At 68.9% G+C, this 26,897-nt stretch carries 24 protein-coding genes and 1 pseudogene; 9 read left to right on the top strand and 16 right to left on the bottom strand.

What is annotated here, in order from left to right; translation table 11 throughout:
• Positions 1-373, bottom strand: a pseudogene (locus QSG27_RS15860) (tetratricopeptide repeat protein); the annotation flags it as partial.
• Between the two features lie 136 nt (positions 374-509).
• Between QSG27_RS15860 and QSG27_RS15855 the strand changes: the two are divergent.
• The 3 genes from QSG27_RS15855 to QSG27_RS15845 all read left to right on the top strand — a co-directional run bounded on the left by QSG27_RS15855 (position 510) and on the right by QSG27_RS15845 (position 3,733).
• Positions 510-1,325 carry a class I SAM-dependent methyltransferase gene (locus tag QSG27_RS15855; RefSeq protein WP_306707737.1) on the top strand — a complete coding sequence of 272 codons (816 nt, stop codon included), beginning with the start codon at positions 510-512 and terminating at the stop codon, positions 1,323-1,325.
• Between the two features lie 4 nt (positions 1,326-1,329).
• Positions 1,330-2,871, top strand: coding sequence for a 2-polyprenylphenol 6-hydroxylase (gene ubiB / locus QSG27_RS15850; protein WP_306707735.1), 1,542 nt, complete (start codon positions 1,330-1,332; stop codon positions 2,869-2,871).
• A gap of 130 nt (positions 2,872-3,001) precedes the next feature.
• Positions 3,002-3,733 carry a cytidylate kinase-like family protein gene (locus QSG27_RS15845; RefSeq protein ID WP_306707733.1) on the top strand — a complete coding sequence of 244 codons (732 nt, stop codon included), beginning with the start codon at positions 3,002-3,004 and terminating at the stop codon, positions 3,731-3,733.
• Here QSG27_RS15845 and QSG27_RS15840 read toward each other — a convergent pair.
• Positions 3,688-5,496 (bottom strand): extracellular solute-binding protein, encoded by a 1,809-nt coding sequence (locus tag QSG27_RS15840; RefSeq protein WP_306707731.1) that lies wholly within the window; start codon positions 5,494-5,496, stop codon positions 3,688-3,690. The two genes, QSG27_RS15845 and QSG27_RS15840, sit on opposite strands and share 46 nt — an antisense overlap.
• Before the next feature lie 149 nt (positions 5,497-5,645).
• On the opposite strand from QSG27_RS15840, the gene ppa reads away from it, so the two are divergent.
• A complete protein-coding gene (ppa, locus tag QSG27_RS15835) occupies positions 5,646-6,203 on the top strand; it encodes an inorganic diphosphatase (RefSeq protein WP_306707729.1) in 558 nt (185 codons plus the stop codon).
• Between the two features lie 252 nt (positions 6,204-6,455).
• Here the strand turns inward: ppa and QSG27_RS15830 are convergent, their stop codons facing one another.
• On the bottom strand, positions 6,456-7,397 hold the full coding sequence (locus tag QSG27_RS15830; protein ID WP_306707727.1) for an L-lactate dehydrogenase: 942 nt from the start codon (positions 7,395-7,397) through the stop codon (positions 6,456-6,458).
• A 305-nt stretch (positions 7,398-7,702) separates the two neighbouring features.
• Here QSG27_RS15830 and QSG27_RS15825 point away from each other — a divergent pair, with 305 nt between their 5' ends.
• On the top strand, positions 7,703-10,390 hold the full coding sequence (locus QSG27_RS15825; RefSeq protein ID WP_306707725.1) for a bifunctional acetate--CoA ligase family protein/GNAT family N-acetyltransferase: 2,688 nt from the start codon (positions 7,703-7,705) through the stop codon (positions 10,388-10,390).
• Positions 10,391-10,433: 43 nt separating this feature from the next.
• Entirely contained in the window at positions 10,434-10,991 is a 558-nt protein-coding gene (locus QSG27_RS15820; RefSeq protein ID WP_306707723.1) for a Uma2 family endonuclease, read from the top strand.
• 19 nt (positions 10,992-11,010) lie between these two features.
• Here QSG27_RS15820 and QSG27_RS15815 read toward each other — a convergent pair whose 3' ends face one another.
• A complete protein-coding gene (locus QSG27_RS15815; protein WP_306707722.1) occupies positions 11,011-12,000 on the bottom strand; it encodes a 2-hydroxyacid dehydrogenase in 990 nt (329 codons plus the stop codon).
• Between the two features lie 242 nt (positions 12,001-12,242).
• Here QSG27_RS15815 and QSG27_RS15810 point away from each other — a divergent pair, with 242 nt between their 5' ends.
• The gene (locus tag QSG27_RS15810) at positions 12,243-12,797 is read left to right on the top strand and encodes an SH3 domain-containing protein (protein WP_306707719.1); all 555 of its coding nucleotides are present in this window, start codon (positions 12,243-12,245) and stop codon (positions 12,795-12,797) included.
• 29 nt (positions 12,798-12,826) lie between these two features.
• Here the strand turns inward: QSG27_RS15810 and QSG27_RS15805 are convergent, their stop codons facing one another.
• From QSG27_RS15805 to QSG27_RS15785, 5 genes are all read right to left on the bottom strand, one after another.
• A complete protein-coding gene (locus QSG27_RS15805) occupies positions 12,827-13,420 on the bottom strand; it encodes a DUF3501 family protein (RefSeq protein ID WP_306707717.1) in 594 nt (197 codons plus the stop codon).
• Positions 13,417-13,848, bottom strand: coding sequence for a rubrerythrin family protein (locus tag QSG27_RS15800; protein WP_306707715.1), 432 nt, complete (start codon positions 13,846-13,848; stop codon positions 13,417-13,419). The genes QSG27_RS15805 and QSG27_RS15800 overlap by 4 nt, the downstream gene beginning before the upstream one ends.
• Positions 13,849-14,031: 183 nt before the next feature.
• A complete protein-coding gene (irrA, locus tag QSG27_RS15795) occupies positions 14,032-14,466 on the bottom strand; it encodes an iron response transcriptional regulator IrrA (RefSeq protein WP_306707713.1) in 435 nt (144 codons plus the stop codon).
• Between the two features lie 110 nt (positions 14,467-14,576).
• The gene (locus tag QSG27_RS15790; protein ID WP_306707712.1) at positions 14,577-15,974 is read right to left on the bottom strand and encodes an NAD(P)H-dependent flavin oxidoreductase; all 1,398 of its coding nucleotides are present in this window, start codon (positions 15,972-15,974) and stop codon (positions 14,577-14,579) included.
• 228 nt (positions 15,975-16,202) lie between these two features.
• The gene (locus QSG27_RS15785; protein WP_306707710.1) at positions 16,203-16,952 is read right to left on the bottom strand and encodes a glycerophosphoryl diester phosphodiesterase; all 750 of its coding nucleotides are present in this window, start codon (positions 16,950-16,952) and stop codon (positions 16,203-16,205) included.
• Positions 16,953-17,018: 66 nt separating this feature from the next.
• Between QSG27_RS15785 and QSG27_RS15780 the strand changes: the two genes are divergently transcribed.
• A complete protein-coding gene (locus tag QSG27_RS15780; RefSeq protein WP_306707708.1) occupies positions 17,019-18,053 on the top strand; it encodes a lysine-2,3-aminomutase-like protein in 1,035 nt (344 codons plus the stop codon).
• Here QSG27_RS15780 and QSG27_RS15775 read toward each other — a convergent pair whose 3' ends face one another.
• Positions 18,054-18,608, bottom strand: a complete 555-nt coding sequence (locus QSG27_RS15775; RefSeq protein ID WP_306707706.1) for a TspO/MBR family protein — start codon at positions 18,606-18,608, stop codon at positions 18,054-18,056.
• A gap of 127 nt (positions 18,609-18,735) precedes the next feature.
• On the opposite strand from QSG27_RS15775, the gene ypfJ reads away from it, so the two are divergent.
• Positions 18,736-19,644: a KPN_02809 family neutral zinc metallopeptidase gene (gene ypfJ, locus QSG27_RS15770; protein WP_306707704.1), complete on the top strand. Its 909-nt coding sequence runs from the start codon at positions 18,736-18,738 to the stop codon at positions 19,642-19,644.
• A 40-nt stretch (positions 19,645-19,684) separates the two neighbouring features.
• On the opposite strand, the gene QSG27_RS15765 is transcribed toward ypfJ, so the two are convergent.
• The 6 genes from QSG27_RS15765 to infB form a co-directional block, all read right to left on the bottom strand.
• Positions 19,685-20,419: a class I SAM-dependent methyltransferase gene (locus QSG27_RS15765; RefSeq protein WP_306707702.1), complete on the bottom strand. Its 735-nt coding sequence runs from the start codon at positions 20,417-20,419 to the stop codon at positions 19,685-19,687.
• Positions 20,420-20,570: 151 nt separating this feature from the next.
• Positions 20,571-22,691, bottom strand: coding sequence for a polyribonucleotide nucleotidyltransferase (gene pnp / locus QSG27_RS15760; RefSeq protein ID WP_306707700.1), 2,121 nt, complete (start codon positions 22,689-22,691; stop codon positions 20,571-20,573).
• 296 nt (positions 22,692-22,987) lie between these two features.
• The gene (gene rpsO, locus QSG27_RS15755; RefSeq protein ID WP_183177518.1) at positions 22,988-23,257 is read right to left on the bottom strand and encodes a 30S ribosomal protein S15; all 270 of its coding nucleotides are present in this window, start codon (positions 23,255-23,257) and stop codon (positions 22,988-22,990) included.
• Positions 23,258-23,272: 15 nt separating this feature from the next.
• Positions 23,273-24,211, bottom strand: coding sequence for a tRNA pseudouridine(55) synthase TruB (gene truB / locus QSG27_RS15750; RefSeq protein ID WP_306707697.1), 939 nt, complete (start codon positions 24,209-24,211; stop codon positions 23,273-23,275).
• The gene (rbfA, locus tag QSG27_RS15745; RefSeq protein WP_306707695.1) at positions 24,201-24,770 is read right to left on the bottom strand and encodes a 30S ribosome-binding factor RbfA; all 570 of its coding nucleotides are present in this window, start codon (positions 24,768-24,770) and stop codon (positions 24,201-24,203) included. Before rbfA ends, truB begins: the two co-directional genes overlap by 11 nt.
• 121 nt (positions 24,771-24,891) lie before the next feature.
• On the bottom strand, positions 24,892-26,897 hold a 2,006-nt coding region (gene infB / locus QSG27_RS15740), incomplete at its 5' end, for a translation initiation factor IF-2 (protein ID WP_306707693.1).

Raw genomic sequence — 26,897 nt, 5'->3', positions numbered from 1 at the left:
CGGCGGCGGCCAGCCGGCGCACCGCGAAATTGTTGAGAAGCGCCACGCGCTCCGGATCGAGGGCGGCGGCCCGGGCCAGCGCCTCCGCCGCCGCGCCGAAGCGGCCCAGCGCCTCCAGCAGGCTGGCGTGGTTGGCGTGCATGTCGGGCTGGGCGCCGCCCTGAAGGCCGTCTCCGGCGATGGCCTGCCCGACCAGCGCGCAGCCCTCCTCCAGCCGCCCGCATTGGGCAAGCAGGAGGCCGCGCAGATGAAGGGCCGGCGGATGGCCGGGAAGGGCGTCGAGGATCTGCCCGTAGACCGAGTCGGCCTCGGCGAAGCGCCCCTCCCGCTGGAGGTCGAAGGCGATCAGCAGGGCTTCCTGCAGCGTGGCCATGGTCCCCCCGTCTTCAACCGGGGCACCGTGACGAAGGCGGGGCGCGGGGTCAAGCCCGCAAAAACCGCGCGCCGGGGGTGCGGCACGGCAACGCCCCGGCTGGCGCAAGCCCAGGCCGCGCGCTATGTTGCGCGCCATGACCGATCCGCGCACCCCCTCCGCCCCGTCCCAGCCCGCAAATCCGGCCACCGGCCCGGCCACCGGCGTCTCCGCCGGGGCCGAAGGGAACTGGTTCGGGTACCGCCCCGTCGACCCCGACGCCAAGTCCGGCCTCGTCCGCGCCGTCTTCGACAGCGTGGCCGGGCGCTACGACCTGATGAACGACCTGATGTCGGGCGGCATCCACCGGCTGTGGAAGGACACGCTGATGGAGATGGTGGCGCCCAAGGCCGACATGACGCTGCTGGACGTGGCGGGCGGCACCGGCGACATCGCCTTCCGCTTCCTGCAGCGCGGCGGCGGGCGGGCGGTGGTCTGCGACATCACCGAGGCGATGGTCCGGGTCGGGCGCGACCGCTCCTATGACCGGAACCTGCTGACCGGGGTGAACTGGACCGTCGGCGACGCGGAGAAGCTGCCGATCGCCTCCCGTTCGGTGGACGCCTACACGATCGCGTTCGGCCTGCGCAACGTCACGCGCATCGACGCCGCGCTTTCCGAGGCGCACCGCGTGTTGAAGCCCGGTGGAAAGTTCTTCTGCCTGGAGTTCAGCCACGTGGTCCTTCCGGTGCTGCGCGAGATCTACGACGTCTATTCCTTCCAGGTGCTGCCGCGGCTGGGCCGCATGGTGGCGGGGGACGAGGACAGCTACCGCTATCTGGCGGAGAGCATCCGCCGCTTCCCCGAGCAGCAGGCGCTGGTCAAGCGCATCGAGGCCGCGGGCTTCGGCGCGGTGCGCGTGCGCAACCTGACGGGCGGCATCGCCGCCATCCATTCCGGCTGGCGGATCTGACCGGATGCTGTTCCGGACCGCCCGAAACATCGGCCGCCTCTTCGTGATCGGCCGCACGCTGGCGCGCTACAACGCGCTGCCGGAAACGCTGCCGCAGACCGCCCCCGGCTTCGCGCTGTTCTGGCGCTGGGTCGGCAACGCCAAGGAGCCGGGCCGCGTCGGCCAGCGGCTGGCCCGCGCGCTGGCCGATCTGGGGCCGACCTACATCAAGCTGGGGCAGCTCCTGTCCACCCGTTCCGACCTCGTCGGCGAGCGGATGGCGCTGGATCTGGCCGAGCTTCAGGACAAGCTGCCGCCTTTCCCCGGCGCCCAGGCCCGCGCCATCGTCGAGGAGGAGCTGGGCGCCCCCATCGCGACGCTGTTCCGCAGCTTCGACGAGGTTCCGGTCGCCGCCGCCTCCATCGCGCAGGTGCATTTCGCCGTCACCGCCGAGGGGCGGGAGGTCGCGGTGAAGGTGCTGCGCCCCGGCATCGAAAACGCCTTCGAGCGGGACATCGACCTGTTCTACTGGCTGGCCGAGCTGGCCGTCATGGTCATGCCCAAGCTGAAGCGGCTGCGCCCGCGCGAGGTGGTGGACACCTTCGCCCGCACCTCCCGCCTGGAGATGGAGCTGCGGATGGAAGCCGCGGCGGCGTCGGAGCTGGGGGAAAACTTCAAGGACGACCCCACCTTCAACGTGCCGGCCATCGACTGGGACCGCACGGCGCGCCGCGTCCTGACGCTGGAGCGCATCCGCGGCTTCAAGGTGGACGAATCGGAGAAGCTGGACGCCGCCGGCTTCGACCGCGACGAGATCCTGGCGAAGGCGTCGGCCAGCTTCTTCAACCAGGTGTTCCGCGACGGCTTCTTCCACGCGGACCTGCACCCCGGCAACCTGTTCGTGACCCACGACGGCAACATCACCGCCGTCGATTTCGGCATCATGGGCCGGCTGGACCGGGCGACGCGGACCTATCTGGCCGACATGCTGATCGGCTTCCTGACCGGCGACTACCGCCGCGTCGCGGTGGTGCATTTCGAGGCGGGCTACGTCCCCCGCCACCAGTCGATCGAGGTCTTCACCCAGGCCTGCCGCGCCATCGGCGAACCGTTGCAGAACAAACCGCTGAACGAGATCTCGGTCGGGCGGCTGCTCGCCCAGCTCTTCGCGGTGACCGAGCAGTTCGAGATGGAGACCCAGCCGCAGCTTCTCCTGCTTCAGAAGAGCATGCTGACGGCGGAGGGCGTGGGCCGCTTCCTCAATCCCAGCATCAACATGTGGGAGCTGGCGCGCCCGCTGATCGAGGACTGGATGCGCGAGAACCGCGGGCCGGAGGCGCAGCTTCTCGACGATCTGGAGGCCGCGGTGTCGACGGTGCGCCGCCTCCCCAGTCTGGTGAGCCAGGCCGAACGCGCCGCCACCCAGATCGCCGAGGGCGGGTTGCGCCTGCACCCCCATTCGGTCAAGCACATGCTCGACCGCTGGGTGGAGCGCCGGCTGAGCGAGCGCATCGCCCTGTGGATCATCGTCGCCCTGCTGGCGGTGATCGCGGTGAGGGTGCTGTAGGTTGATTCCAAGTGTGATTTCGACGGCGCGGAAGGGGTGCGGCGGCGTGCCCCTCCTCCTTGGGCGTTCTTGACCGCATCGGCGCCGGGCCGGACACTGAAGGCGGCTCAACCGCTTGCGGAGGGATGCCATGGCCCGCGATGAATTCCAGGCGCTCCTCACCTACGTTCGGACCGACCAGCTTCAGCCGCACCGGCCCCACAGCGGCCCGCTGGAGTCGTCCCCTCCCGTCGTCACCATCGCCCGTGACCACGGCACCGGCGGCGAGGTGATCGCGGCGCGGCTGGCCGAGTCGCTGGGGGTGTCCTGCTTCGACAAGGAAATCCTCGACGCCGTGGTGGCGACGGCCACGTCCGATCCGGCGCTGATGCGCCAGCTCGACGAAAAACTGCCGGGGCGGGCGGGCATGTTCCTCTACGCCAGCCTGATGGGGCTGCACGACCCGCTGACCGAATACCAGAAGCTTCTGACCCGCGTGGTCAACGGCATCGCCTTCCGCGGCGGGGTGATCGTCGGGCGCGGGGCGCATCTGCTGCTGCGCGGGGCACCGCGCTTCCGCGTCCGCATCGTCGGGTCGGACGAGATCTGCGCCGCCCGTCTGGCCGGCGGCGATCCCGCCAAAGTGGCCGACGCGCTGCACGAGGTGCAGCGGGTCAACGCCGCACGCGCCAAGTATTTCAAGGAGTTCTTCAAGGTCTCCAATGAAGATCCGCTGCAATACGACCTGATCGTCAACACCGACCGCTTCGCGGATCTGGACGCCGTCGCGGAGGTGGTCCTGCACGCCTACCGGGTTCATGGCGGACCGGTGAAGGCTCAGCCGCCGTCTTCCACCCACCAGGACTCGACCAGCGGGCCGTAGAGGGGCGTCGTCTCGGGGTGTTTCAGCCGCGACCAGCGGGCCATGCGGTCCACCGGGCTGTGGAACAGCGGCACCATGTAATGGCCCCACAGCAGCACCCGGTCGAGCGCACGGACACGGGCCACGAGGTCCCCGCGCGTCCGCGCTTCGGCGATGGAGGCGGCGATGGCGTCCACCACCGGGTCATGGATGCCGGCGTAGTTGCGGCTGCCCGGCTGGTCCGCCGCGTCGCTCCCGTAATAGTAAAGCTGCTCGTTGCCCGGCGAGAGGCTGGAGACCCACCAGCGCAGGGTCATGTCGAAATCGAAATGGTCTAGCCGCGCCTGGTACTGCGCGTTGTCCACCGTGCGCACCGTGGCGGCGATGCCCAGCCGCTCCAGCGAGCGGGCGTATTCCAGCGCCACCCGCTCGTCCGCCGGGCTGCCCAGCAGGATTTCGAAGGCGAAGGGGCGCCCCGCCCCATCCACCAGCCGCCCGCCGCGCACCTGCCAGCCCGCCTCGCCCAGCAGGCGCAGCGCCTCGCGCAGGTTGGCCCGCGCCCCCGCCGGCCCGCTGCCGTCGGTCTGCGGCAGGGTGAAGGGTTGGGTGAACAGTTCCGGCGGCAGGCGGTCGCGGAAGGGCTCCAGCACCGCCGCTTCGTCCGGCCCCGGCAGGCCCTGTGCGGCCAGTTCGGAATTCGGGTAATAGCTCGCCGTGCGGGCCAGCGCGCCATGGAACAGGGTCTTGCCGATCCAGGCGAAATCGGTGGCGAGGCCCAGCGCCCGCCGCACCCGGATGTCCTGGAACAGGGGGCGGCGGGTGTTGAAGATCAGGCCGCGGGCGAACTCCGGGCGGCGGTGCGGCAGTTCCTCCAGCACGATCCGTCCCTCGCGCAGCGCCGGACCGTCGTAGCCGGTGGCCCATTTGGCGGGATCGGATTCGCGCCGCACGTCGCCCTGCCCGGCCAGGAACGCCTCCAGCGCCACCGAGTCGTCGCGGTAGTAGGTGAAATCGAGCGTGTCGGCGTTGAACAGCCCGCGCCGCGACGGCAGATCCCGCCCCCAGTAACCGGTCACCCGTTCGTAGAGGATACGCCGCCCGGCCTCCGCCTGTTTCACCCGGTAGGGGCCGCTGCCCAGCGGCGGGTCGAGCGTCGTGGCGGCAAAGTCCCGCCCCGCCCACCACGCCTTGGAATGGATCGGCATCAACCCCATCAGCAGGGGCATTTCGCGGTCGAAACGACCGTCCGGGCCGGGGGCGAAGGCGAAGCGGACGGTGCGGCCGTCCGGCGCCTCGGCGCCCGTCACCTTGGCGTAGAACTGGCGGCGGTTCGGCGTGCCGTGGGTGCGCTGGACCTCCAGCGAGAACAGCACGTCGGCGGCGGTCACGGGCGTGCCGTCGTGCCAGCGCGCGGCGGGGTTCAGATGGAAGGTGGCGGCGCTCCGGTCCTCCGGCACCTCCAGGCTTTCGGCCAGCAGGCCATAGAGGGAAAACGGCTCGTCCCACGAGCGCGCGAGCATCGTTTCGAAGACGAAACCGAGTCCAAGGGCGGGGATGCCCTTCACCACATGGGGGTTCAGCGTGTCGAAGCCGCCGGTCACCGCCTGGCGCAGCGTGCCGCCCTTCGGGGCGTCGGGGTTGACGTAGGCGAAATGCGCGAAGCCCGGCGGGTAGGCCGGGTCCCCGTGCATGGCGATGGCGTGGACGGCCTTCCGCGGGGAATCGGCCCGCCCCGGAAGGGGAAGCAAGGCGAAAAAGAGCAGCGCAAGGAGGACGTAGGGCATGGCGAAGGCTCGTCCCTTTGCCGCACCTGCGCAAGTGGCTTTGACTTATGCACGCATCTGCCTAAAACTCCGCGCGCGCGGCGTCCGGAGCTTTGGCCGGCGCCATCAATCCAGAGCAACCCGCTTTTTGCAGTCGAAGGATAGTTTCCATGGATCTCAGCAAGGTTCCGGTCGGCAAGAACGCCCCGTGGGACGTGAACGTGGTCATCGAGATCCCGTTGCGCGGCGAGCCGGTGAAGTACGAGATCGACAAGGAGTCGGGCGCGATGTTCGTCGACCGTTTCCTGCACACGGCCATGTACTACCCCTGCAACTACGGCTTCATCCCGCACACCCTGTCGGGTGACGGCGACCCGGTGGACGTCTGCGTGGTCGGCCGCCATTCGGTCATCCCGGGCGCCGTCCTGCGCTCGCGCCCGATCGGTGTGCTGTACATGGAGGACGAGGGCGGCGAGGACGAGAAGCTGCTGGCCGTTCCGGTCGACAAGCTGCACCCGTTCTACAGCAACGTGAAGTCCTACAAGGACCTGCCGGAGATCACCACCGAGCAGATCGCCCACTTCTTCCAGCACTACAAGGATCTGGAAAAGAACAAGTGGGTGAAGATCCTGCGCTGGGGCGACGAGCAGGAAGCCGCCAAGAAGATCCAGGAAGGCATCGAGCGCGCCGCCGCCGCCAACAAGGGCCAGCCGGGCCCGGTGGTCTGACAGGCAAATCGACTGGACGGGTTGCAGGGGCCGGCTCCGCACCGCGGGGCCGGTCCTGCAACGCGGGCCGGGGTTCGGAGGTTCGGGATTCTCGTCGGGCAACAGGATTTACACGGATTTTTATTTGAGCTTGCCCAGCGCGTGACAACCGGAAGGACATGCACCGGACACGCACAGAAAATTCCGTGAAATCCGTGTTTAAATCCGTGAAGACCCTGTTGCCCGACGAGAATCCCGCACCCCCTCACCCCGTCACGGCAGAGATTTCTCCACCGACGTCACCGCCTCCTTCAGGATCTCCGCGCTGCGCTTCAGCGCCGCGGTTTCCTCGTCCGACATGTCGGGCAGCACCGTTTCCAGAACGCCGCCGGCCCCGATCACCCGCGGCAGCGACAGGGCCACGTCCGGCACGCCCAGCACGTCGTCGTTGAGGATGGAGCAGGTCAGCACCGCGCGCTCGTCCCCCGCGATGGCCGCGACGATGCGCGACAGGCCGCCGGCGATGCCGAAGGCGGTGTGGCCCTTGCCGTCGATGATGTGGTAGGCGGCGCGGCGCACGCCCTCGTCGATGGCCGCACGGTCCTCCGCCGTCAGGGGGCGCTTCAGCCGCTCGGCGCCGCGGTCCACCGGCAGGCAGGCCACGGTGGCGCCGGACCACAGCAGAACCTCCGAATCGCCGTGCTCGCCCACCACATGGGCGTGCACCGACTTGGCCGTCACCCCCAGCCGGTCGGCCAGCAGCGCGCGGAACCGCGCGGTGTCCAGGATGGTGCCGGAGCCGATCACCCGCGCCGGCGGCAGGCCGGAGATGCGGGTGGCGATCTGCGTCATCACGTCCAGCGGGTTGGTCGCCACCAGAAGGATCGCGTCGGGCGCCGCCGCCAGGACCGAGGGGATGATGGCGCCGAAGACCGCCGCGTTGCGCTCCAGCAGTTGCAGGCGCGTCTCGCCGGGCCGCTGCGCCACCCCGGCGGCCAGCACCACCACCCCGGCCCCGGCCAGCGCCGCATAGCCGCCATGGCGCACCTGGGCGGCGCGGGCGAAAGGCACGGCGTGCGCAATGTCCTGCGCCTGGGCCGCCGCCAGCTTCTCGTTCATGTCCACCAGCACGACTTCGCTGGCCGAACCGCTCATCACCATGGCGAACCCCGCCGTGGCGCCCACCGCGCCGGCCCCGACGATCCCGACCTTCATGGCTCCCTCTCCCCGTTTTTCTGTGGAACGCCAACAGGGTGGAGCAACGCGCCGGCCCGCTCAAGCCCCGATGAGCGGCGGAAATATCCCGTAAGGAGGGGGCGCGACAAAGGGCGCCTGTACAAAGGTATTACCAAAGTGTATGTTGCACCGCAGCATAAGCGGCGATCGGTCGCGTTCCCGTCCCGCGATTGCCTCCTTAGCCTCCATACCACTGATTGCAAGTCGGCGGCCCCGGTCCGATCTTTACCGGAATGGCGGCTGTTCGAGCCTTGCTGTGTGAGACGAACCCCCGGAACCCGGCCATGACCGTTCGCAACCTCGACCGCCTGTTCAAGCCCACCTCGATCGCCCTGATCGGAGCGACCCGCAAGCCGAACACCATCGGCGCCGTGGTGGCCCGAAATCTCTTCAACGCCGGGTTCGACGGCCCGATCATGCCGGTGAACGCCAGCGAGCGCGCGGTCGAAGGGGTGCTGACCTACAAGACGGTGGACGACCTGCCGGCCACGCCGGATCTGGCGGTGATCTGCACCCCCGCCGCCACGGTGCCCGCCACCATCGACGCGCTGGGCAAGCGCGGCACCAAGGCGGCCATCGTCATCTCCAGCGGCTTTTCCAAGGAGCAGACGCAGACCCTGCGCGAAGCGGCGAAGCCCCACCTGATGCGCGTGCTGGGCCCCAACAGCCTGGGCATCATGGTGCCGGGCCGCGGGCTGAACGCCAGCTTCGGCCATGTCACCCCGAAGAAGGGCGACGTGGCGCTGGTCGCGCAGTCGTCCATGGTGGTGACCTCCATCGCCGACTGGGCGACGGCGCGGGGGATCGGCTTCTCGCACCTGATCTCGATGGGCGACAAGGCCGACGTCGATTTCGGCGACCTGCTGGACTATCTGGCCGGCGACGCCACCGTGCGCGCCATCCTGCTCTACATCGAGAGCATCACCGACGCGCGGAAGTTCATGTCGGCGGCGCGCTCCGCCGCCCGCCAGAAGCCGGTGATCGTCATCAAGTCCGGCCGCACGGACGAGGCGCTGGAGGCGTCCACCTCCCACACCGGGGCGCTGGCGGTGTCCGACGCGGTCTATGACGCCGCCTTCCGCCGCGCCGGCATCCTGCGCGTCACCGACCTGGACGAGCTGTTCGACGCGGTGGGCACGCTGGGCACCGGCGCGCCGATCACCGGCGACCGGCTGGCCATCCTGACCAACGGCGGCGGCATGGGCGTGATGGCGACCGACAGCCTGATCCTGTCCGGCGGGCGGCTGGCCCAGTTCGCGCCGGAGACGATGGACGCGCTGGAAAAGGCGCTGGGCGCCGGCAGCGCCCGCAACCCGCTGCGAATCGGCGGCGACGCCTCGCCGAAGCGCTACGCCGACGCGCTGAACGCGCTGATGGCCGACCCCAACAACGACGCCGTCCTGGTGCTGAACTGCCCGACCGCGGTGACCGACGGGCTGGCCGCCGCGCAGGCGGTGGTCGACACCATGGTCGCCAACAAGACGCGCAAGCACCCGGTGCTGACGAGCTGGCTGGGCGACAACACGGCGGCGGAAGCGCGCAAGCTGTTCGCCGCCAACCGCGTCCCCACCTACGACACGCCCAGCCACGCGGTGCGCGCCTTCCTGCATCTGGTGGAATACCGCCGGAACCAGGAGCTGCTGATGGAAACCCCGCCGTCGGTGCCGGAGGATTTCCAGCCCGACGGCATCATGGTGCGCAAGATCATCTCCCGCGCCATCGCCGAGAAGCGCGACTGGCTGACCGAGTATGAGGCCAAGCGCGTGCTGGCCGCCTACGGCGTCCCCGTGGTGGACACCCGCCGCGCCGACACGCCGGAGGAGGCCGCCCACTGCGCCGAGATGATCGGCGGGCCGCTGGCGCTGAAGATCCTGTCGCCGGACATCACCCACAAGTCGGACGTCGGCGGCGTCGCCCTGCACCTGACCGAGCCGGGCGAGGTCAGGGCCGAGGCCGAGGCCATGCTGGCCCGCGTGCGCGAGGCCGTGCCCGACGCCCGAATCGAGGGCTTCACCGTCCAGGAGATGGCCGTCCGCCCCGACGCCTACGAGTTGATCGTCGGCATGACGGAGAACGAGCTGTTCGGCCCCGTCCTGCTGTTCGGCGAGGGCGGCATCGGGGTGGAGGTGGTGGAGGACTACGCGCTCGCCCTGCCGCCGCTGAACATGAAGCTGGCGACCGAGCTGATGGGCCGCACCCGCATCTGGCGGCAGTTGCAGGGCTACCGCTCGCGCGCCGCGGTCGATCTCGAATCGGTGGCGCTGACGCTGAACAAGATCTCCCAGCTCGTCGTCGATTTCCCGGAAATCGCCGAGCTGGACATCAACCCGCTGCTGGCCGACTCGGAAGGCGTGCTGGCTCTGGACGCCCGCATCAAGGTCGGCGTGCCGGCCCTGCCCGGCGCCAAGCGTCTGGCCATCCGCCCCTACCCCAAGGGGCTGGAGGACCGCATCGCCATCAAGGACGGCCGCCAGTTCCTCGTCCGCCCGATCCTGCCGGAGGACGAGCCGCTGGTGCACCACATGGTGGCCAACCAGACGCAGGAGGATCTGCGGCTGCGCTTCTTCGCGCCGCTGAAGCGCCTGTCGCACCAGGCCGCCGCCCGCCTGACCCAGATGGACTACGACCGCGAGATGGGTCTGGTCGCCGTGGGACCGGACCCGGAGACGGGCGACACCATCATGTTCGGCGTGGTCCGCATCACCGCCGACCCCGACAACCTGCGCGCCGAATACGCCGTGATGGTGCGGTCGGATATGAAGGGCCAGGGGCTGGGCTACCAGCTCATGAACAAGATCCTGGACTACGCCCGCTCCCGCGGGATCAAGGAGGTCTACGGCGAGGTTCTGCGCGAGAACACCAGCATGCTCGGCATGTGCCGCGCCCTGGGCTTCATCCGCAAGGAGAACCTGGACGAGCCCGGCGTGGTGGAGGTCCGCATCGAGCTGGGCGGCGGGCTGGCCGCGGAATAACCGCGGCGGCCCCTTGGATGGCGGGAAGGAGAGGACCATACTCATGGGCATGAGCGATCCGGCACCCCGCCCGATGACCGTGGATGAGTTCCTCGTCTGGGACGATGGGACCGACGCCCGCTATGAGCTGGTCGGCGGCCAGCCCGTCGCCATGGCGCCGCCCGCGGCGACCCATGGTGCCCTCGCCATGGCGGTGGGCATACAGATCGGAATGCGGCTCCGGCCTCCGTGCCGAGCCATTTCCGAAGCGGGCATCCGGCTTTCCGAACACGAAGACACCTACTTCCAGGCCGACATCGCGGTGACCTGCCAGCCTTTGAAGCCCGGCATGGTCCCGGTGCCGGACCCAGCGATCATCGTCGAGATCCTGTCGCCGTCCACCGCCCAGTTCGACCGTGGCCGGAAGCTGGCGGTCTATCGGGAAATCCCGTCCGTGCAGGAAATCCTGCTGCTCGACTCGACCAAGCGCTGTGCCGAGCTTTGGCACCGGGAGGACGAGCAAAGCTGGGTCGTCCGCGACATCATCGGGGGCGGGACGCTGCGCTTTCCCTCCGTCGGGATCGAAATCCCCATGGCCGCGCTGTATGAGGGCGTCCTGTAGACGCCCCCTCCCTGCCGCCTTACAGCAGGGTTTCCAGCACGCGGTCGGGCGGGGCGTGGCCGTCCACGAAGGTCTTGATGTTGATGATGACCTTCTCGCCCATGTCGATTCGCCCCTCGATGGTGGCGGAGCCCATGTGCGGCAACAGGACCACGTTGTCGAGCCGGAGCAGCTTCGGGTTCACCGCCGGCTCGTGCTCGAACACGTCCAGGCCAGCGCCGGCGATCTCGCCCTTGGACAGCATCCGGGTCAGCGCCGTCTCGTCGATGACCTCGCCGCGCGAGGTGTTGACGATGAAGCAGTGCGGGCGCAGCAGCTTCAGGCGGCGTTCGGACAGCAGGTGATAGGTGGCCGGGGTGTGCGGGCAGTTGATGGACACCACGTCCATGCGCGCCAGCATCTGGTCCAGGCTGTCCCAATAGGTCGCCTCAAGCTCCTGCTCGACGTCGGGATGGACGCGGCGGCGGTTGTGGTAATGGATCGACATGCCGAAGGCCCGCGCGCGGCGCGCCAGCGCCTGCCCGATGCGGCCCATGCCGAGGATGCCCAGCCGCTTGCCCTGGATGCGGTGGCCGAGCATCGTCGTCGGCCCCCAGCCCTTCCACTGGCCGGAACGCACCAGCCGCTCGCCCTCGGCCAGCCGGCGGCCGACCGCCAGCAGCAGGGCCATGGTCATGTCCGCCGTGTCTTCGGTCAGGACGCCCGGCGTGTTGGTGACGCTGATGCCGCGCTCCCGCGCCGCCTTCAGGTCGATGTGGTCGACGCCCGTCCCGAAGGACGCGATGAGGCGGAGCTGCGGCCCGGCCTTCTCGATCACCTCCCGGTCGATCCGGTCGGTGACGGTGGGGACCAGCACGTCGGCCACCTGCGCCACATCGATCAGCTGCGCGTGGGTCAGGGGCTCGTCGTCGGAATTCAGCCGTGCGTCGAACAGCTCCATCATCCGCGTCTCGACGACGTCGGGCAGTTTCCGGGTGACGACGACGAGCGGCTTCTTCTTTTCGGTCATTGGACGGTGCCTCCCCCATTCCGGGCCGACGCTTGTCCTATCAAGCGGTTGGGAAGCTGTCCAGATGGCAGTGACGATTCGGCGCGCCGCCCGGCCTCGTGAACGGTCCGCCGATGTGACAAGAACCAACGTCCGGCGCCCGCCCGCGCCTTGCGCTTGCCCCTGGCGGCTACCCCTAATTATAGTGGCCTCCGCCGCCGCCATGGCTGCTCTTCATCCGACTTCACAGCACGGGGCTGCCGGTGTTGCCGTTGCCGACGACGTCTGCCATCCGCCGCGCGCTTGCCACACTGGCGCTGGCCGCCGCCGCCCTGGCTTCGGTCGCCCCGTCCTCCGCCGGCGCGTCCGAAGGCGGGCGGCGCGAGAAGGACCCGACCCACGCCTCCGGCCTGCCGATTCCCCGCTTCGTGTCGCTGCGCTCGGGCGAGGTGAACGCACGCACCGGCCCCAACGTGCGCTACCCCATCGAATGGGTGTTCACCCGCAAGGAAATGCCGGTGGAGATCACCCAGGAATTCGACACCTGGCGCCGCATCCGCGATTGGGAGGGCAGCGAGGGCTGGGTGCATCAGAGCATGCTGTCCGGCAAGCGCAGCGTCGTCATCACCGGCGAGATCCGCACCGTCCGCAAGGAGCCGCGCAGCGACGCCGCGGTCGTGGCCCGCGCCCAGCCGGGCGTGATCGGCTGGCTGCGCAAATGCCAGGGCGACTGGTGCGAGGTGGACCTGAAGGGCTACCGCGGCTGGATGGGCCGCGGGGAGTTCTGGGGCGCCTACAAGGACGAGAAGTTCGAGTAGGGCGGACGCCTGCCCACGCAGCAACTCCCCTACCGGAAATCCCCCGCCAGCTCCGCCCGCACCGCCTCCGGCATCACGGCCATGTGGCCGTAGTGGGGATGGCCGATGCCGAGGATCACCTCCGTGCCGGGCGCGCGGAAGGCGGCGATCTGCGCGGGCGTGAAGCCGAAATGCAGGAAATGGACGGCGGACGCCTTGCCGGTGTCGTTCGTGCGCTCCAGGTCGTCCTCCGGGCGGGCGGCGACCGTGTGGCCGGCGAAGCGCAGCGTCACCGTCCTCTCCACCCCGCCCAGCCGGCCAAGCTCCGCGGCGCGGCGCACCGGGTCGGCGATTTCGAACATCACCGTGGCGACCAGTTCCGCCCCCTTGGGGATCAGGCTGTTGTAGGCGCGCAGTTCGCCGGCGATCTGCTCCTCGCCGCCCCGCTCGATGTGGAGCATCTCGTGGACCTGCTGCCACATCGTCTCGTAATTCTCGAAATGGGCGACGGCATAGGGACCGACCGCGACGCGGCGGTTCCTTTTCACCGCGACCAGCGCCTTGCGGCGGGCGGCGCGTTCCAGGGCGTAGCGGTCCGGAGGAAGGATGTCGGCGCGGGTGATCTCGGTCCGGTGGGCGGTCATGAACGGGCCGGGGACGAGAGCTGGTCCAGCACCCTCTGGAACCGCCCCGCGTGGCTCTTCTCGGCTTTGGCCAGCGTTTCGAACCAGTCCGCCACCTCCTCGAAGCCTTCCTCGCGGGCGGTGCGGGCCATGCCCGGATACATGTCGGTGTATTCGTGGGTCTCGCCGGCGATGGCGGCCTTCAGGTTGCTGACCGTGTCGCCGATGGGCAGGCCGGTGACGGGGTCGCCGGTTTCCTCCAGGAATTCCAGGTGGCCGTGGGCATGGCCGGTCTCGCCCTCCGCCGTGAAGCGGAAGACGGCGGCGACGTCGTTGTGGCCTTCCACGTCGGCCTTCTGGGCGAAATAGAGATAGCGGCGGTTGGCCTGGCTCTCACCCGCGAAGGCCGCCTTGAGATTTTGCTCGGTCTTCGTGCCTTTCAGCGACATGGCGGCTTCCTCCAGACGGGGTTCTGTCTGGCCCGGTCGCGTACGGGCGTATGGCCTCAGGCGGCCGAGCGTCGGCTACGGCTTATGCCACCGCTCCCAAAACGCGTCAATGTGCTGGAATTTCTCCAAGGGCTTGAGCGGGTGACGGATTCTTCCCGGAACCCGCCATCGTCCGCAAGTCCCTTACCGGCCGTCCCCGCCCTGCTCCGCGCTCAGCCGGACGATCACGTCCACCCGCGCGATGCGGGTGCCGGGCGGGGCCGGCGGCAGGTGCTGCACCACCACGTCGTCGCCGGGGATGTCCTCCAGCCGGCCCGTCCCCTCCAGGAAGAAGTGATGGTGGTCGCTGGTGTTGGTGTCGAAGTAGGACTTGCCGGCCTCCACCACCACCTCGCGCAGCAGGCCGGCGGCGGTGAACTGGTTCAGCGTGTTGTAGACCGTGGCGAGCGACACGCGCAGGTCCGCGCCCATGGCCTCCGTATGGAGCTGCTCGGCGGTGACGTGACGGTGCTCCCCCTCGAACAGCAGGCGGGCCAGCCCCAGGCGCTGGCGCGTCGGGCGGAAGCCTGCCGTCTGCAGGCGGTCGAGGGCGCGCTTGAAGGGTCGGGTGCCGGTCATGGTGCTCTCAACGCGAAACGGACCGCGGCGATCTGCCGCAGTCCGCTTACTTTAGAACGATTTCAGGTCATGGGGCAAGAGCCCCTCGCGAACCCTGCCGGAAACCGGGATCAGTAGCCGGTGGCGATCCGCTCCACCAGCTGCTTCACGGTCGGAATGAACCCGTCCTTGTAGTAGGGGTCCGACGCGAAGCGGAAGGCGTTGTGACCGGCGAACATGAGCTGGTTCTCGCAGTCGTCGGTGTGGCTGACCGCCTGCAGGGTCTTCTGGATGCAGTAGGACCGCGGATCGGCGCGCTTGCCGTTCGTGCCTTCCTCGTTCTGCGCCCAGTTGGAGAAGTTGCAGGCCGACAGGCAGCCCATGCAGTCCACCTGATCGCGGTGGATGCGCTCCGCCTGCTCCGGCGTGACGAAGATGACCGTGCTGTCCGGCGTCTTCAGGCCGCTGGTGAAGCCCTGGGAGATCCAGCCCTCCGCGCGGGCCTTGTCCGTTTCGGTCACATAGACCGGGCGGCCGCGCGGCCCCAGCGGCAGTTCGGCGGAATGCTCGCCCACCGGCTTGGGCAGATAGGCCACCTGACGCTCCGACCGGGCCATCAGGTCCATCAGGAACGGGTTCTTGACGGCGGAGGAGTAGAAGCCCGTCGGCGAGAAGCGGTTCAGGAAGACGTCGCCTTCCTTCAGCGTCAGCAGCCGGTGCTTCCAGGCGTTGGAGATCGGGCTTTCCTGGGTCAGCAGCGGGCGCGTTCCGAATTGGAAGGCCACCGGGCCGAGGTCGGGGTTGTCGATCCAGTCCTCCCAGTCCGACAGCCACCAGACGCCGCCCGCCATGACGATGGGGGTGTCGTTCAGGCCGAAGCTGTTCAGCATCTGGCGCAGCGCCAGGACGCGGGGGAACGGGTCCTCCGGCTTCAGCGGATCCTCGGAATTGGACAGGCCGTTGTGGCCGCCGGCCAGCCACGGGTCCTCGTAGACCACGCCGCCCAGATTCTCGCGGAACTTGTGGTAGGCGCGCAGCCACAGGGCGCGGAAGGCGCGGGCCGAGGAGACGATGGGGTAGTAGTGGACGCCGTAGCGCACGGCGATCTCGGCCACCTTGTAGGGCATGCCGGCGCCGCAGGTGACGCCGTGGATCATCCCCTGGGAGCCTTCCAGAACGCCGTGCAGGATGTGCTCGGCCCCGCCCATCTCCCACAGGACGTTCATGTGGATGCGGCCCTGGCCGTTCGACGTCTCGTGGGCGATGCGCGCCTGCGCGATGCCGCCTTCGATGCCGAAGCGGATCAGCTCGTCGTGGCGCTCGCGGCGGGTCTTGCCGTGATAGATCTGCGGGAGGAGGTTCCCGTTCTCGTCATAGCTGTCGGCGTTCACACCCGAGAACGTGCCGATCCCCCCGGCAGCCGCCCAGGCGCCGGAGCTTTCCCCGTTGGAGACGGCAATTCCCTTGCCACCCTCGACGAGCGGCAGAACCTCCCGGCCAGACATCAGCAACGGCTTAAGCGCCTTCAACGAAACCTCCAAGACCAAGAGAGCGCCCACGCACGGGCACCCGGACAGCGCGACCCGACAGACGACGAAAAACGCCGCCGGGAGTCCTGCCCCCGACGGCCTAGCCGCCATGAGCGATCTATATATGAGGAAATTTCCGTGCGGACGAGCGGATTCGCGGTGCCAGAAAAAAATCTGTCACAGCCACAGTTCCCCATACGTCAAACCTCACCCCCAGGGTGAGGCGCCTTACGGGAGTGTCTCTTCGGACAGCTCCGCCGCCAGCCGCCCCGGAGCGTCGGTGAAGACGCCGGCCACCCCCCAGCCGAACAGCGTCCGCGCCCGCGCCGCGTCGTTGACGGTGTAGGCCAGCACCGGACGTCCGGTGGCGCGGTAGGCGGCGACGCTTTCCGCCGTCTGCCGGTCCTGGTGGACGTTCAGCGTGGCGGCCCCGATGCGGTCGGCGATGGCCGCCCAGTCGGCGGGCGGGTCCCACAGCAGGTAGCCGCGCGGGATGTCCGGCGCCAGATCGCGCGCCACCTCCAGGCAGGGCACCTCGAAGCTGGAGACCAGCAGCGGCAAGCCGCCGGGCCACAGCCGCTTCAGCAGGTCCAGCGCGGCCTCCGCCGTGGGCACGTCCTGGCCGGGGTAGGGCTTGATCTCCAGATTCAGACCCAGGCCGAGCTTGCGGATCAGCCCCAGCGCCTCTTCCAGCGTCGGTACCGTTTCGTTTGCGAAACGGGTGTCGAACCAGGAGCCGGCGTCCAGCCGCTTCAGCTCCGCCAGCGTCAGGTCCGGCACCGGGCCGGCGCCGCTGGTGGTGCGCTCCAGCGTGTCGTCGTGGATCAGCACCGGCACGCGGTCGCGGGTGAGCATCACGTCCACCTCGACCCAGGCGGCGCCCTGGCGGGCCGCTTCGCGCAGGCTGGCGAGGGTGTTTTCCGGAGCGCTCTCCTTGGCGCCGCGGTGGCCGATCAGGCGGGGAAGAGTCGACAGCATGGGTCCTGCGGGAGTAAGAGCGGGACCCCTATATTAGGACGGAACGCGGTGAGTCGGGAACGAGCGATGAAGGCTGCGCACAGCGTGACCGATCTGGTGGCCGCCGGGCTGATGACGCCCGAGGCGGGCGAGGCCGTGGCCGCCGTGGCGGACCGCTACGCCATCGCCCTGACCCCGTACCTGTTGGAAAGGCTTGAGGGTACGCCCCCCGGCGATCCCCTGTACGCGCAGTACGTCCCCTCCCCCGAAGAGGCGTACACCGCGCCGGAGGAGCGCGCCGATCCCATCGGCGACGTGGTTCGCAGCCCGGTGAAGGGCATCGTCCACCGCTATCCCGACCGCGTTCTGCTGAAGCCGCTGCACGCCTGCGCGGTCTACTGCCGCTTCTGTTTCCGGCGGGAAATGGTCGGCCCCGGCGGCGAGGCGTTGTCGCCGGAGGAACTGGACGCCGCCCTGGCGTATGTGCGTACGCATCCGGAGGTGTGGGAGGTCGTGGTGACCGGCGGCGATCCCTTCCTGCTGTCGCCGCGGCGCCTGTCCCACATCGTCCGCAGCCTGTCGGAGATTCCCCACGTCGGGGTGGTCCGCCTGCACACCCGCATCCCCGTCGCCGACCCGGCGCGCGTCACGGCGGAACTTGTGGAGGCGCTGAAGGCGCCGGACGTGGCGACCTGGGTGGCCGTCCACGTCAACCACGCCGACGAATTGACGGAGGAGGCGCGCGGCGCCCTGGCCCGGCTGGCCGACGCCGGCATTCCGCTGCTGGGCCAGACCGTGCTGCTGAAAGGCATCAACGACGACGCGGCGGCGCTGGAGGCTTTGTTCCGGGGGTTGGTTCGCAACCGGATCAAACCCTATTACCTGCACCACCCCGACCTTGCCGCCGGCACCAGCCATTTCCGCCCCACCCTGGCCGAGGGGCAGGCTCTGGTGAAGGGGCTGCGCGGGCGCGTCTCGGGTCTCTGCCAGCCGACCTATGTGCTGGACATCCCCGGCGGGCACGGCAAGGCCCCCGCCGCTCCGGGCTGGGTGCGGCCCGATGGCGAGGGCGGTTATGTGGCGGAGGATTTCACCGGGGCGACGCACCGCTACCGGGGGTGATCAGCGCGTCCCCAGCCCCGGCGCCAGCCCGAACAGCGGGTCCGGGTTCAGGATGACGCCATGGACGGCGACGATGGAGGCGAAGCCGGTCCACAGCACCAGCGGCAGCCAGCTCGCCGCGATGGCCCGGTCGTCCGGCCAGACCAGCAGCACGCTGGTGGACGCGATGATGACGTAGGCCATGGTCCAGGCCGCCGCCAGAACCGGGCTGCCCAGCGTGAAATAGATGAATCCGAAGCTGGCGTAGAGCAGCCACAGCGCCCCTTGCAGGCCGATCAGCGCCGGGCGCCAGCGGATCGTCCAGGGCGCGTTCAGCAGCCGCACGCATCCCCAGAGCTGGATCAGGCTGATGCTGAACCAGATGACCGGAAAGGCCCAGCCCGGCGGCTGCAACGGCGAGGGCTGGTAGCCGGGAAACGGCTCCCCTCCCCGCTCGAAGACGCCATAGGTGTTGGTGAGCAGCCAGAAGACCAGCGCGTGCCACCAATACACGCGGAAGGGCAGCGGGCCGGTGTCGGTCACGGGGTCGGTCGGGACGAAGGAGCTTTGCTTCATGCCCTAAGGAAATGACACGGCCCCGCTTCCGGTCAAGCACGTCCGTCGACGCATCCGGCGGAGCGCAGGAACAGCCGCCGCCCCTCGCCGGTTGTCCCTACGCAAGGCATCGGGGGAGGATCGGGCGATGCGGTGGCAGGGCGGTCGCGAGAGCGAGAATGTCGAGGACCGGCGCGGCGCCTCCGGGGGCGGCCTGTCCGGGCGGGGTGGGTTCCGCACCGGCGGCATCGGCATCCCCATCGGGCGCGGCGGGATCGGCATCGGCGGTCTGGCGGTGATCGTGGTTGTGTCGCTTCTTCTGGGCATCAACCCGCTGGACCTGCTGCAGGGAACCGGCCCGCAGGAGCAGGCGCGCTATGAACAATCCGACGCTCCACGGAGCGGTGCGGACGATGAGTTGAAGCGCTTCGTGTCCGTCGTCCTGGCGGACACGGAGGACACCTGGGCCGCCCAGTTCCAGCAGATGGGCCGGACCTATCAGGACCCGTCCCTGGTTCTGTTCTCCGGCACGGTGGATTCGGGCTGCGGCTTCGCCCAGGCGGCGATGGGTCCCTTCTACTGCCCCTTGGACCGGAAGCTTTACATCGATCTCAGTTTCTACCGCGATCTGCGCGACCGCTTCCGCGCGCCGGGGGACTTTGCCCAGGCCTATGTGATCGCCCATGAGGTCGGTCACCATGTGCAGAACCTGCTGGGCATCTCCGACCAGGTGCAGCGGGCCCAGCGCCAGGCCGGGTCCCAGGCGGAATCGAACGGGCTGTCGGTGCGGCTGGAGCTTCAGGCCGATTGCTTCGCCGGTTTGTGGGCCAACCACGCCAACCGCGAGCGCCAAGTCATCGAGCCCGGCGACGTGGAGGAGGCCCTGACCGCCGCCAGCGCCATCGGCGACGACCGTTTGCAGCGCCAGTCCCGCGGCACCGTAACGCCCGACAGCTTCACCCACGGCAGCTCCGCCCAGCGGGTGCGCTGGTTCCGCACCGGTCTGGACACGGGCCGGCTGGACGCCTGCGACACCTTCGGAGCGGAACGGCTGTAGGCCCCTTCATCCAGGGAACACGATGCGCTCCCGAATCGGTTCATCCACTCCCTCCGATGAACAGCCCCTCCGGCGGCAGGAAGCGGCTGTGCAGGCGGAAGGGTGGGAAGCCACCGGGCACCAAGTAATCGAAACCGCCCCAGTTCATCTCGCCCAGCGGCGCCGTGGCGCCCTGGCTGACCGGGAACGGGAAGAAGGGGGCGATGGCCGTGAAGGGGTCGGCGCCGCTGCCGGCGTCCGTGCCGATGTCGCCGGCCAAAGCCGGGCGGTGGCGGACGATCAGGCTGAGGTCCACCGTGTTGACGTAGCGCGCCTCCGCACAGTCGAAACCGGCCAACACCAGATGATAGCAGAGAAGCCAGGCGTTCCAGCTCGACACGTGGCCGGCCACCATGCGGTCCGCCGGGTGGGTCGGCACGCTGATCGCCAGCACCCCGTCCGGGGCGAGGCAGCGGCGCAGCTTTTCCAGGAAGGCGCCGGGGTCGCGCTGGTGTTCCAGCACGTGGGAGCACCACACCACGTCGAAGGTCCGGTCGATGGCCGCGTCCATGAAGTCGGCGCGGATGTCGGCGCTGCGATGCAGATCGACCGTCACCACCTCCTTGCCGATGTGGCGCAGCAGACGCGCGTGGTCGCCGCCGCCGGACCCGACATCCAGCACCGTGCGGAAATCATAGGAGTCGATGAGGCGGAGAAGGCCCTGCAACCCCCAGTCGATCCGGAAGGACGGGGCGTTCGGCGGAGAGGCGGCGGTTCCGGAAGGCTGGTCGGTCATGGAAAGGCGCGCGTCCCGCGACGGTGGTGGTTCCACCTTCTAGCACAAGGGGCGGGAGCGGTCGAAGGGATGAAAGTGGCTGGGGTGGGGGCGGCTTGCCCCCTCCCCGACCCGTCCCCCACTCACGCAGGGGACGGAGAAACAGACCTTATCAGGCGGCGGGGCCGTCCTTCTTGGTCAGGTCTTCGCCGGTGGCCTGATCAACCTGCTTCATCGACAGCTTGACCTTGCCGCGGTCGTCGAAGCCGATGACCTTCACCTTCACCGAATCACCCTGCGACACCACGTCCGACACCTTGCCGACGCGCTGCTGCGCCAACTCGGAGATGTGGACGAGGCCGTCGCGGGAACCCAGGAAGTTCACGAAGGCGCCGAAATCGACGACCTTCACGACCTTGCCGGTGTAGATCACGTTCAGTTCCGGCTCGGCGACGATGCCCTTGATCCAGTCGATGGCGGCCTGGGCGGCCTTGGTGTCCACCGCGGCCACCTTGACCGTGCCGTCGTCCTCGATGTCGATCTTGGCGCCGGTCTGCTCCACGATCTCGCGGATCACCTTGCCGCCGGAGCCGATCACGTCGCGGATCTTCTCCTTCGGGATGTTGATCACGGTGATGCGCGGGGCGTTCTGGTTCACCGCCTCGCGGGCGCCGGTCAGGGCCTTGGCCATCTCGCCCAGGATGTGCAGGCGGCCATCCTTGGCCTGGCCCAGCGCGATCTTCATGATCTCCTCGGTGATCGAGGTGATCTTGATGTCCATCTGGAGCGCGGTGATGCCCTTCTCGGTGCCGGCGACCTTGAAGTCCATGTCGCCCAGGTGATCCTCGTCACCCAGGATGTCCGACAGGACCGCGAAGCCGTCGTCTTCCTTGATCAGGCCCATGGCGATGCCGGCCACCGGGCGCGGCAGCGGGGCGCCGGCGTCCATCAGCGACAGCGAGGTGCCGCAGACCGTCGCCATCGACGACGAGCCGTTGGACTCGGTCACTTCCGACACCACGCGGAGCGTGTAGGGGAAGTCCTCCTTCTTCGGCAGCAGCGGGTGGATGGCGCGCCACGCCAGCTTGCCGTGGCCGATCTCGCGGCGGCCCGGCGAGCCCATGCGGCCGGCCTCGCCCACCGAGTACGGAGGGAAGTTGTAGTGGAGCATGAAATGCTCGCGGTACTCGCCTTGCAGCGCGTCGATGATCTGCTCGTCCTGGCTGGTGCCCAGCGTGGTGACGACCAGCGCCTGGGTCTCGCCGCGGGTGAACAGCGCCGAACCGTGGGCGCGCGGCAGCACGCCGACCTCCGACACGATCGGGCGGACCGTCTTGGTGTCGCGGCCGTCGATGCGGCGGCCGGTCTTCAGAACGGCGCCGCGCAGGATGTCGGCCTCCAGCTCCTTGAACTCGGTCGCGATGGCCTGGGTCTCGAAGGACTCGGCCAGGGCCTCCAGCGCCTTCGCCTTGGCGGCGCCGATCTTCTCGTAGCGGACCTGCTTCACCGTCTCGGTGTAGGCGGCCTCCACGTCGGCGCCCACGGTCTCGCGCAGCTTCGCCTTGACGGCGGCGCGGTCGTAGGCCGGGGCCGGCAGGTCCCACGGCTCCTTCGCGCACTCTTCGGCGAGGTCGATGATGGCGTCGATGACCGGCTGGAAGCCGGTGTGGCCGAACACGACAGCGCCCAGCATGACCTCCTCGGTCAGCTCCTGCGCTTCCGATTCGACCATCAGCACGCCGTCGCGGGTGCCGGCGACCACGAGGTCGAGCGCGGAACCGTCCACGGCGTCCATGGTCGGGTTCAGAACATACTGGCCGTCGACGAAGCCGACGCGGGCCGCACCGATCGGACCCAGGAACGGGATGCCGGAAATGGTCAGCGCGGCGGAGGTGCCGACCATCGCGACGATGTCCGGATCGTTCTCCAGGTCGTGGCTCAGCACGGTGCAGATGACCTGCGTCTCGTTGCGGAAGCCATCGGCGAACAGCGGACGGATGGGACGGTCGATCAGGCGGCTGACCAGCGTCTCCTTCTCCGTCGGGCGGCCTTCACGCTTGAAGAAGCCGCCGGGAATCTTGCCGGCTGCGAAGGACTTTTCCTGGTAATTGACCGTCAGCGGGAAGAAATCGACGCCCGGCTTCGGCGACTTGGCGCCGACGACCGTGCAGAGGACCGTGGTCTCACCATAGGTGACCAGCACCGCGCCGTCGGCCTGACGGGCGATCTTGCCCGTCTCGAACGTCAGCTTGCGTCCACCCCATTCGATTTCTTTGCGGAAAACTTTGAACATGGATTCTTCCTTCCATCCGACACCTAGGCCCGCCGGATTGCTGGCCTAAGCCGGGGTCATCGGTCGTAGGACCCCGCATGTGAAAACCCCAAAAGGGTAAAAACCCGAAAAGGGCCAAAAACATCAAACGGCCGGTCCCGGAAGGTCCGGGCCGGCCGTCTGACTAAAACATACCTTCGCGAACAACCGACCGCCCCAACCAGCACACCGATCCCCTGTGCACCGGAATGCGGTGCGGCGGGTCGAGCGCTGATCGGGACGGATGCTCGGTCACCAGGACGGACGCCTTTTGGAAATCAGCGACGCAGGCCCAGACGCTCGATGAGCGTGGCGTAGCGGCCGTTGTCCTTCTTCTTGAGATAGTCGAGAAGACGGCGGCGCTGGCCGACCATCACCAGCAGACCACGGCGGGAGTGGAAGTCCTTCTTGTGGCCCTGCAGGTGCTCGGTCAGGTTCCGGATGCGCTCGGACAGGATCGCGACCTGGACCTCGGGCGAACCGGTGTCGTTGGTGCCGCGGGAATATTCCTTAATGAGTTCCTGCTTGCGATCGGGAGTGATCGACATCGGGGTCTCCATCGTTCAAAGGTTGAGAACGCGCACCGGACGGATCTCCGCCCCCTCCACGCGCGCCAGCGCCACCGGCTTGCCGCCGAAAAACGCAATGACGGTACCGTCCCCACCAACATCGCCGCGCAGCGCCGTGAGGCGTTCGCGGTCCTGCCGGGTGAGGAGGGCCACCGTCTGGCCGTGCTTCAGTCGGTGCGCTTCCGCGTCCGTCAGGGCCAGCGCCGGGATGTCGTCCAGCGCGGTCTCGATCGGCAACAGAAGTCTTTCGACCGCGGCACCTTGCTCCATCGCGGTCAGATCGTCCAGGGAAATCGCCCCGTCCAGCGTGAAAGACCCGACGCGCAAACGGCGCAGGTCGCGGATGTGCCCCACCGTTCCCAACCGTTCGGCGAGGTCGCGGGCGATGGAGCGGACATAGGTGCCCTTGCCGCAATCCACCTCCAGCACCGCATGGTCGGCGTCCGGCGTCTCGATCAGCTCCAGCCGGTCGATGCGGACGGTGCGGGGGGCGATGTCCACCGCCTCTCCTTCGCGGGCGAGGTCGTAGGCGCGCTCGCCGTTGATCTTGAGGGCGCAGTATTGCGGCGGGATCTGCTCGATGAAGCCCAGGAAAGCGGGCAGAGCCGCGCGGATCGCCTCGGCGTCCGGGCGGACGGCGGAGGTCTCCACCGCCGAACCCTCGCGGTCGTCGGTGGCGGTGCGCGTCCCCCAGGCCACGGTGAAGCGGTAGGTCTTCTCGCCGTCCATGGCGTAGGACACGGTCTTGGTCGCCTCGCCCAGCGCGATGGGCAGGATGCCCGTGGCGATGGGGTCCAGCGTGCCGCCGTGCCCGGCCTTTTCCGCGTTCAAATGGCGCCGCACCTTGGACAGCGCCTGGGTCGAGGTCATCCCCGCCGGCTTGTCCAGCACGATCCAGCCGTGGATCGCCTCGCCCTTGCGCTTACGAGCCACGGCGCCCCTCGTCCTCGCCGCCCTCGTCATCATCTTCGTCCTCGTCGTCGAGGTCCCCGTCGAGATCCTCATCTTCGTCGAGGTCGTCCGTCCCGGTCTCCTCCTCGTCCCAGCCGTCGTCCTCGTCATCCTCGTCGTCGCCGTTCACGCGGTCGGCGAGCGAGCGGTAGCCGACGTCGCGGGCGACCGCCGGGCTGTGCAGGATGGCGTCGATGCGCCCGGCATAATCAAAGGAGGTGTCGGCCTCGAAGCTCAGCGTCGGGGCGTGGCGCAGGTTGATGGCGCGGGCGATCTGGCCGCGCAGGAAGGGCGCGGCGCGGCGCAGGGCCGACAGCGTCTCGTCCATGTGACCGCCGCCCAGCGGGGTGACGAAGGCGGTGGCGTTGCGCAGGTCCGGGCTGATCCGCACCTCGGTCACCGTGACGTTCAGATCCGCCAGTTCGGGGTCGTGGAAGTCGCCGCGCCGGAACAGATCCGCCAGGGCGTGGCGAATCTCCTCGCCGACGCGGAGCTGGCGCTGGGACGGCGGCTTTCCGGCCAGATCGTGTTTCTTTCTCATGCTGTCGATCCCGAATGCGGTGCGAGAGGGATCTGTCCCTCCGCGAAAACGCGACAAGGGCGCATGGGCGCCCTTGTCATCCGTAGGTCAGGTCCGGCGAACCGGGGATGCGGCGGCGGGCTTACAGCTCGCGCGCCACCTCCTCGATCTCGAAGGCTTCGATGATGTCGCCGGCCAGGATGTTGTCGTAGTTCTCGAAGGCCATGCCGCACTCGTAACCCTCGCGCACTTCCTTGACCTCGTCCTTGAAGCGCTTGAGCGTCTTGAGCGTGCCCTCGTGAATGACGACGTTGTCGCGCAGCAGGCGGCAGCCGGCGCCGCGCTTGACGGTGCCCTGCGTGACCATACAACCGGCGACCTTGCCGACCTTGGTGATGTTGAACACCTCGCGGATTTCGGCGTAGCCGATGAAGCGCTCGCGCAGGGTCGGCGACAGCATGCCGGTCAGCGCCGCCTTCACGTCGTCGATCACGTTGTAGATGATCGAGTAGTAGCGGATCTCGACGCTGTCGCGCTTGGCCATGTCGCGGGCCTGCGGGTTGGCGCGGACGTTGAAGCCGATGACCATCGCGTTGGAGGCGTTCGCCAGCGTGATGTCGGACTCGTTGATCGCACCCACCGACGCGTGCAGCACGCGGACCTTGACCTCGGTGTTCTCCGCCGTGAGCTTCTCCAGGGCGTTGGAGATCGCTTCGATGGAGCCCTGCACGTCGCCCTTGATGACGACCGGCAGTTCCTTGGCCTCGCCGGCCTGGATGCGGCTGAACATGTCCTGCAGCGAACCGCGGGCGGACGCCGCGTTGGCGGCCTCGCGCTTCTTGCGCTGGCGGAACTCGGCGATCTCGCGGGCGCGGGCTTCCGATTCGACGACGGTGAAGTCGTCGCCGGCGAGCGGCGTGCCGTTGAGGCCGAGCACCTCGACCGGGCTGGCCGGGGCGGCCTGCTCGACGCTCTGGCCGCGGTCGTTGACCAGGGCGCGGACGCGGCCCCACTCCGACCCGGTGACGAACACGTCGCCGACCTTCAGCGTGCCGCGCTGGACCAGCACGGTGGCGACCGAACCGCGGCCACGCTCCAGCTTGGCCTCGACCACGACGCCCTCGGCGGTGCGGCCCGGGTTGGCCTTCAGCTCCAGGATTTCCGCCTGCAGGAGGATGGCCTCCTCCAGCTTGTCCAGGTTGCGCTTGGCCTTGGCCGACACTTCCACGGTCTGGATGTCGCCGCCCAGCTCCTCCACCACCAGCTCGTGCTGGAGCAGTTCCTGACGGACACGCTCCGGCTTGGCGTCGGGCAGATCGATCTTGTTGATGGCGACGATGATCGGAACCTTCGCGGCCTTGGCGTGATGGATCGCCTCGATCGTCTGCGGCATGACGCCGTCGTTCGCGGCGACGACCAGCACCACCACGTCCGTGACGTTGGCGCCGCGGGCGCGCATCTCGGTGAAGGCGGCGTGGCCCGGCGTGTCGATGAAGGTGATCTTCGCACCCGACTCCAGCTGCACCTGATAGGCGCCGATGTGCTGGGTGATGCCGCCGGCCTCGCGGCTGACCACGTCGGTCTGGCGCAGGGCGTCCAGCAGCGAGGTTTTGCCGTGGTCGACGTGGCCCATGATCGTGACGACCGGGGGACGCGGCATCAGCGCCGTCTCAACGTCCTCGTCGCCGCGCAGGCCGACCTCGACGTCGGCCTCCGACACGCGGCGCACGCGGTGGCCGAACTCGGCGATGATCAGCTCCGCCGTGTCGGCGTCGATCGTCTGGTTGATGGTGGCCATCACGCCCATGCGCATGAGCTGCTTGATCACGTCCGCGCCGCGTTCCGCCATGCGGTTCGCCAGCTCCTGGACGGTGATGACCTCGGGCAGCACGACGTCGCGGGTCACTTTCTGCGTCTCCTGACGGCTCATCTGGCGGAGCCGCTCACGCTCGCGGGCACGGCGGACGGCGGCCAGCGAGCGGGTGCGCTCGCCGCCCTCGTCGCTCAGCGCCTGCGAGACGGTCATCTTGGAGCCCTTGCGGCGGTCGCCCGCCGGGCCGGCCTTGCGCGCCGGGGCGGGGGCCGGGGCCTTCTTGTTCCCCGGCTTGCCGCGGCGGTCGTCCTCTTCCTCGCCGAAGCGGGGAGCGG

It is taken from the genome of Azospirillum isscasi, assembly GCF_030849505.1.
Lineage (GTDB): Bacteria > Pseudomonadota > Alphaproteobacteria > Azospirillales > Azospirillaceae > Azospirillum > Azospirillum isscasi.
Note: the sequence above shows the minus strand (reverse complement) of the source record. Positions and strands in the feature narration are given on the sequence as shown.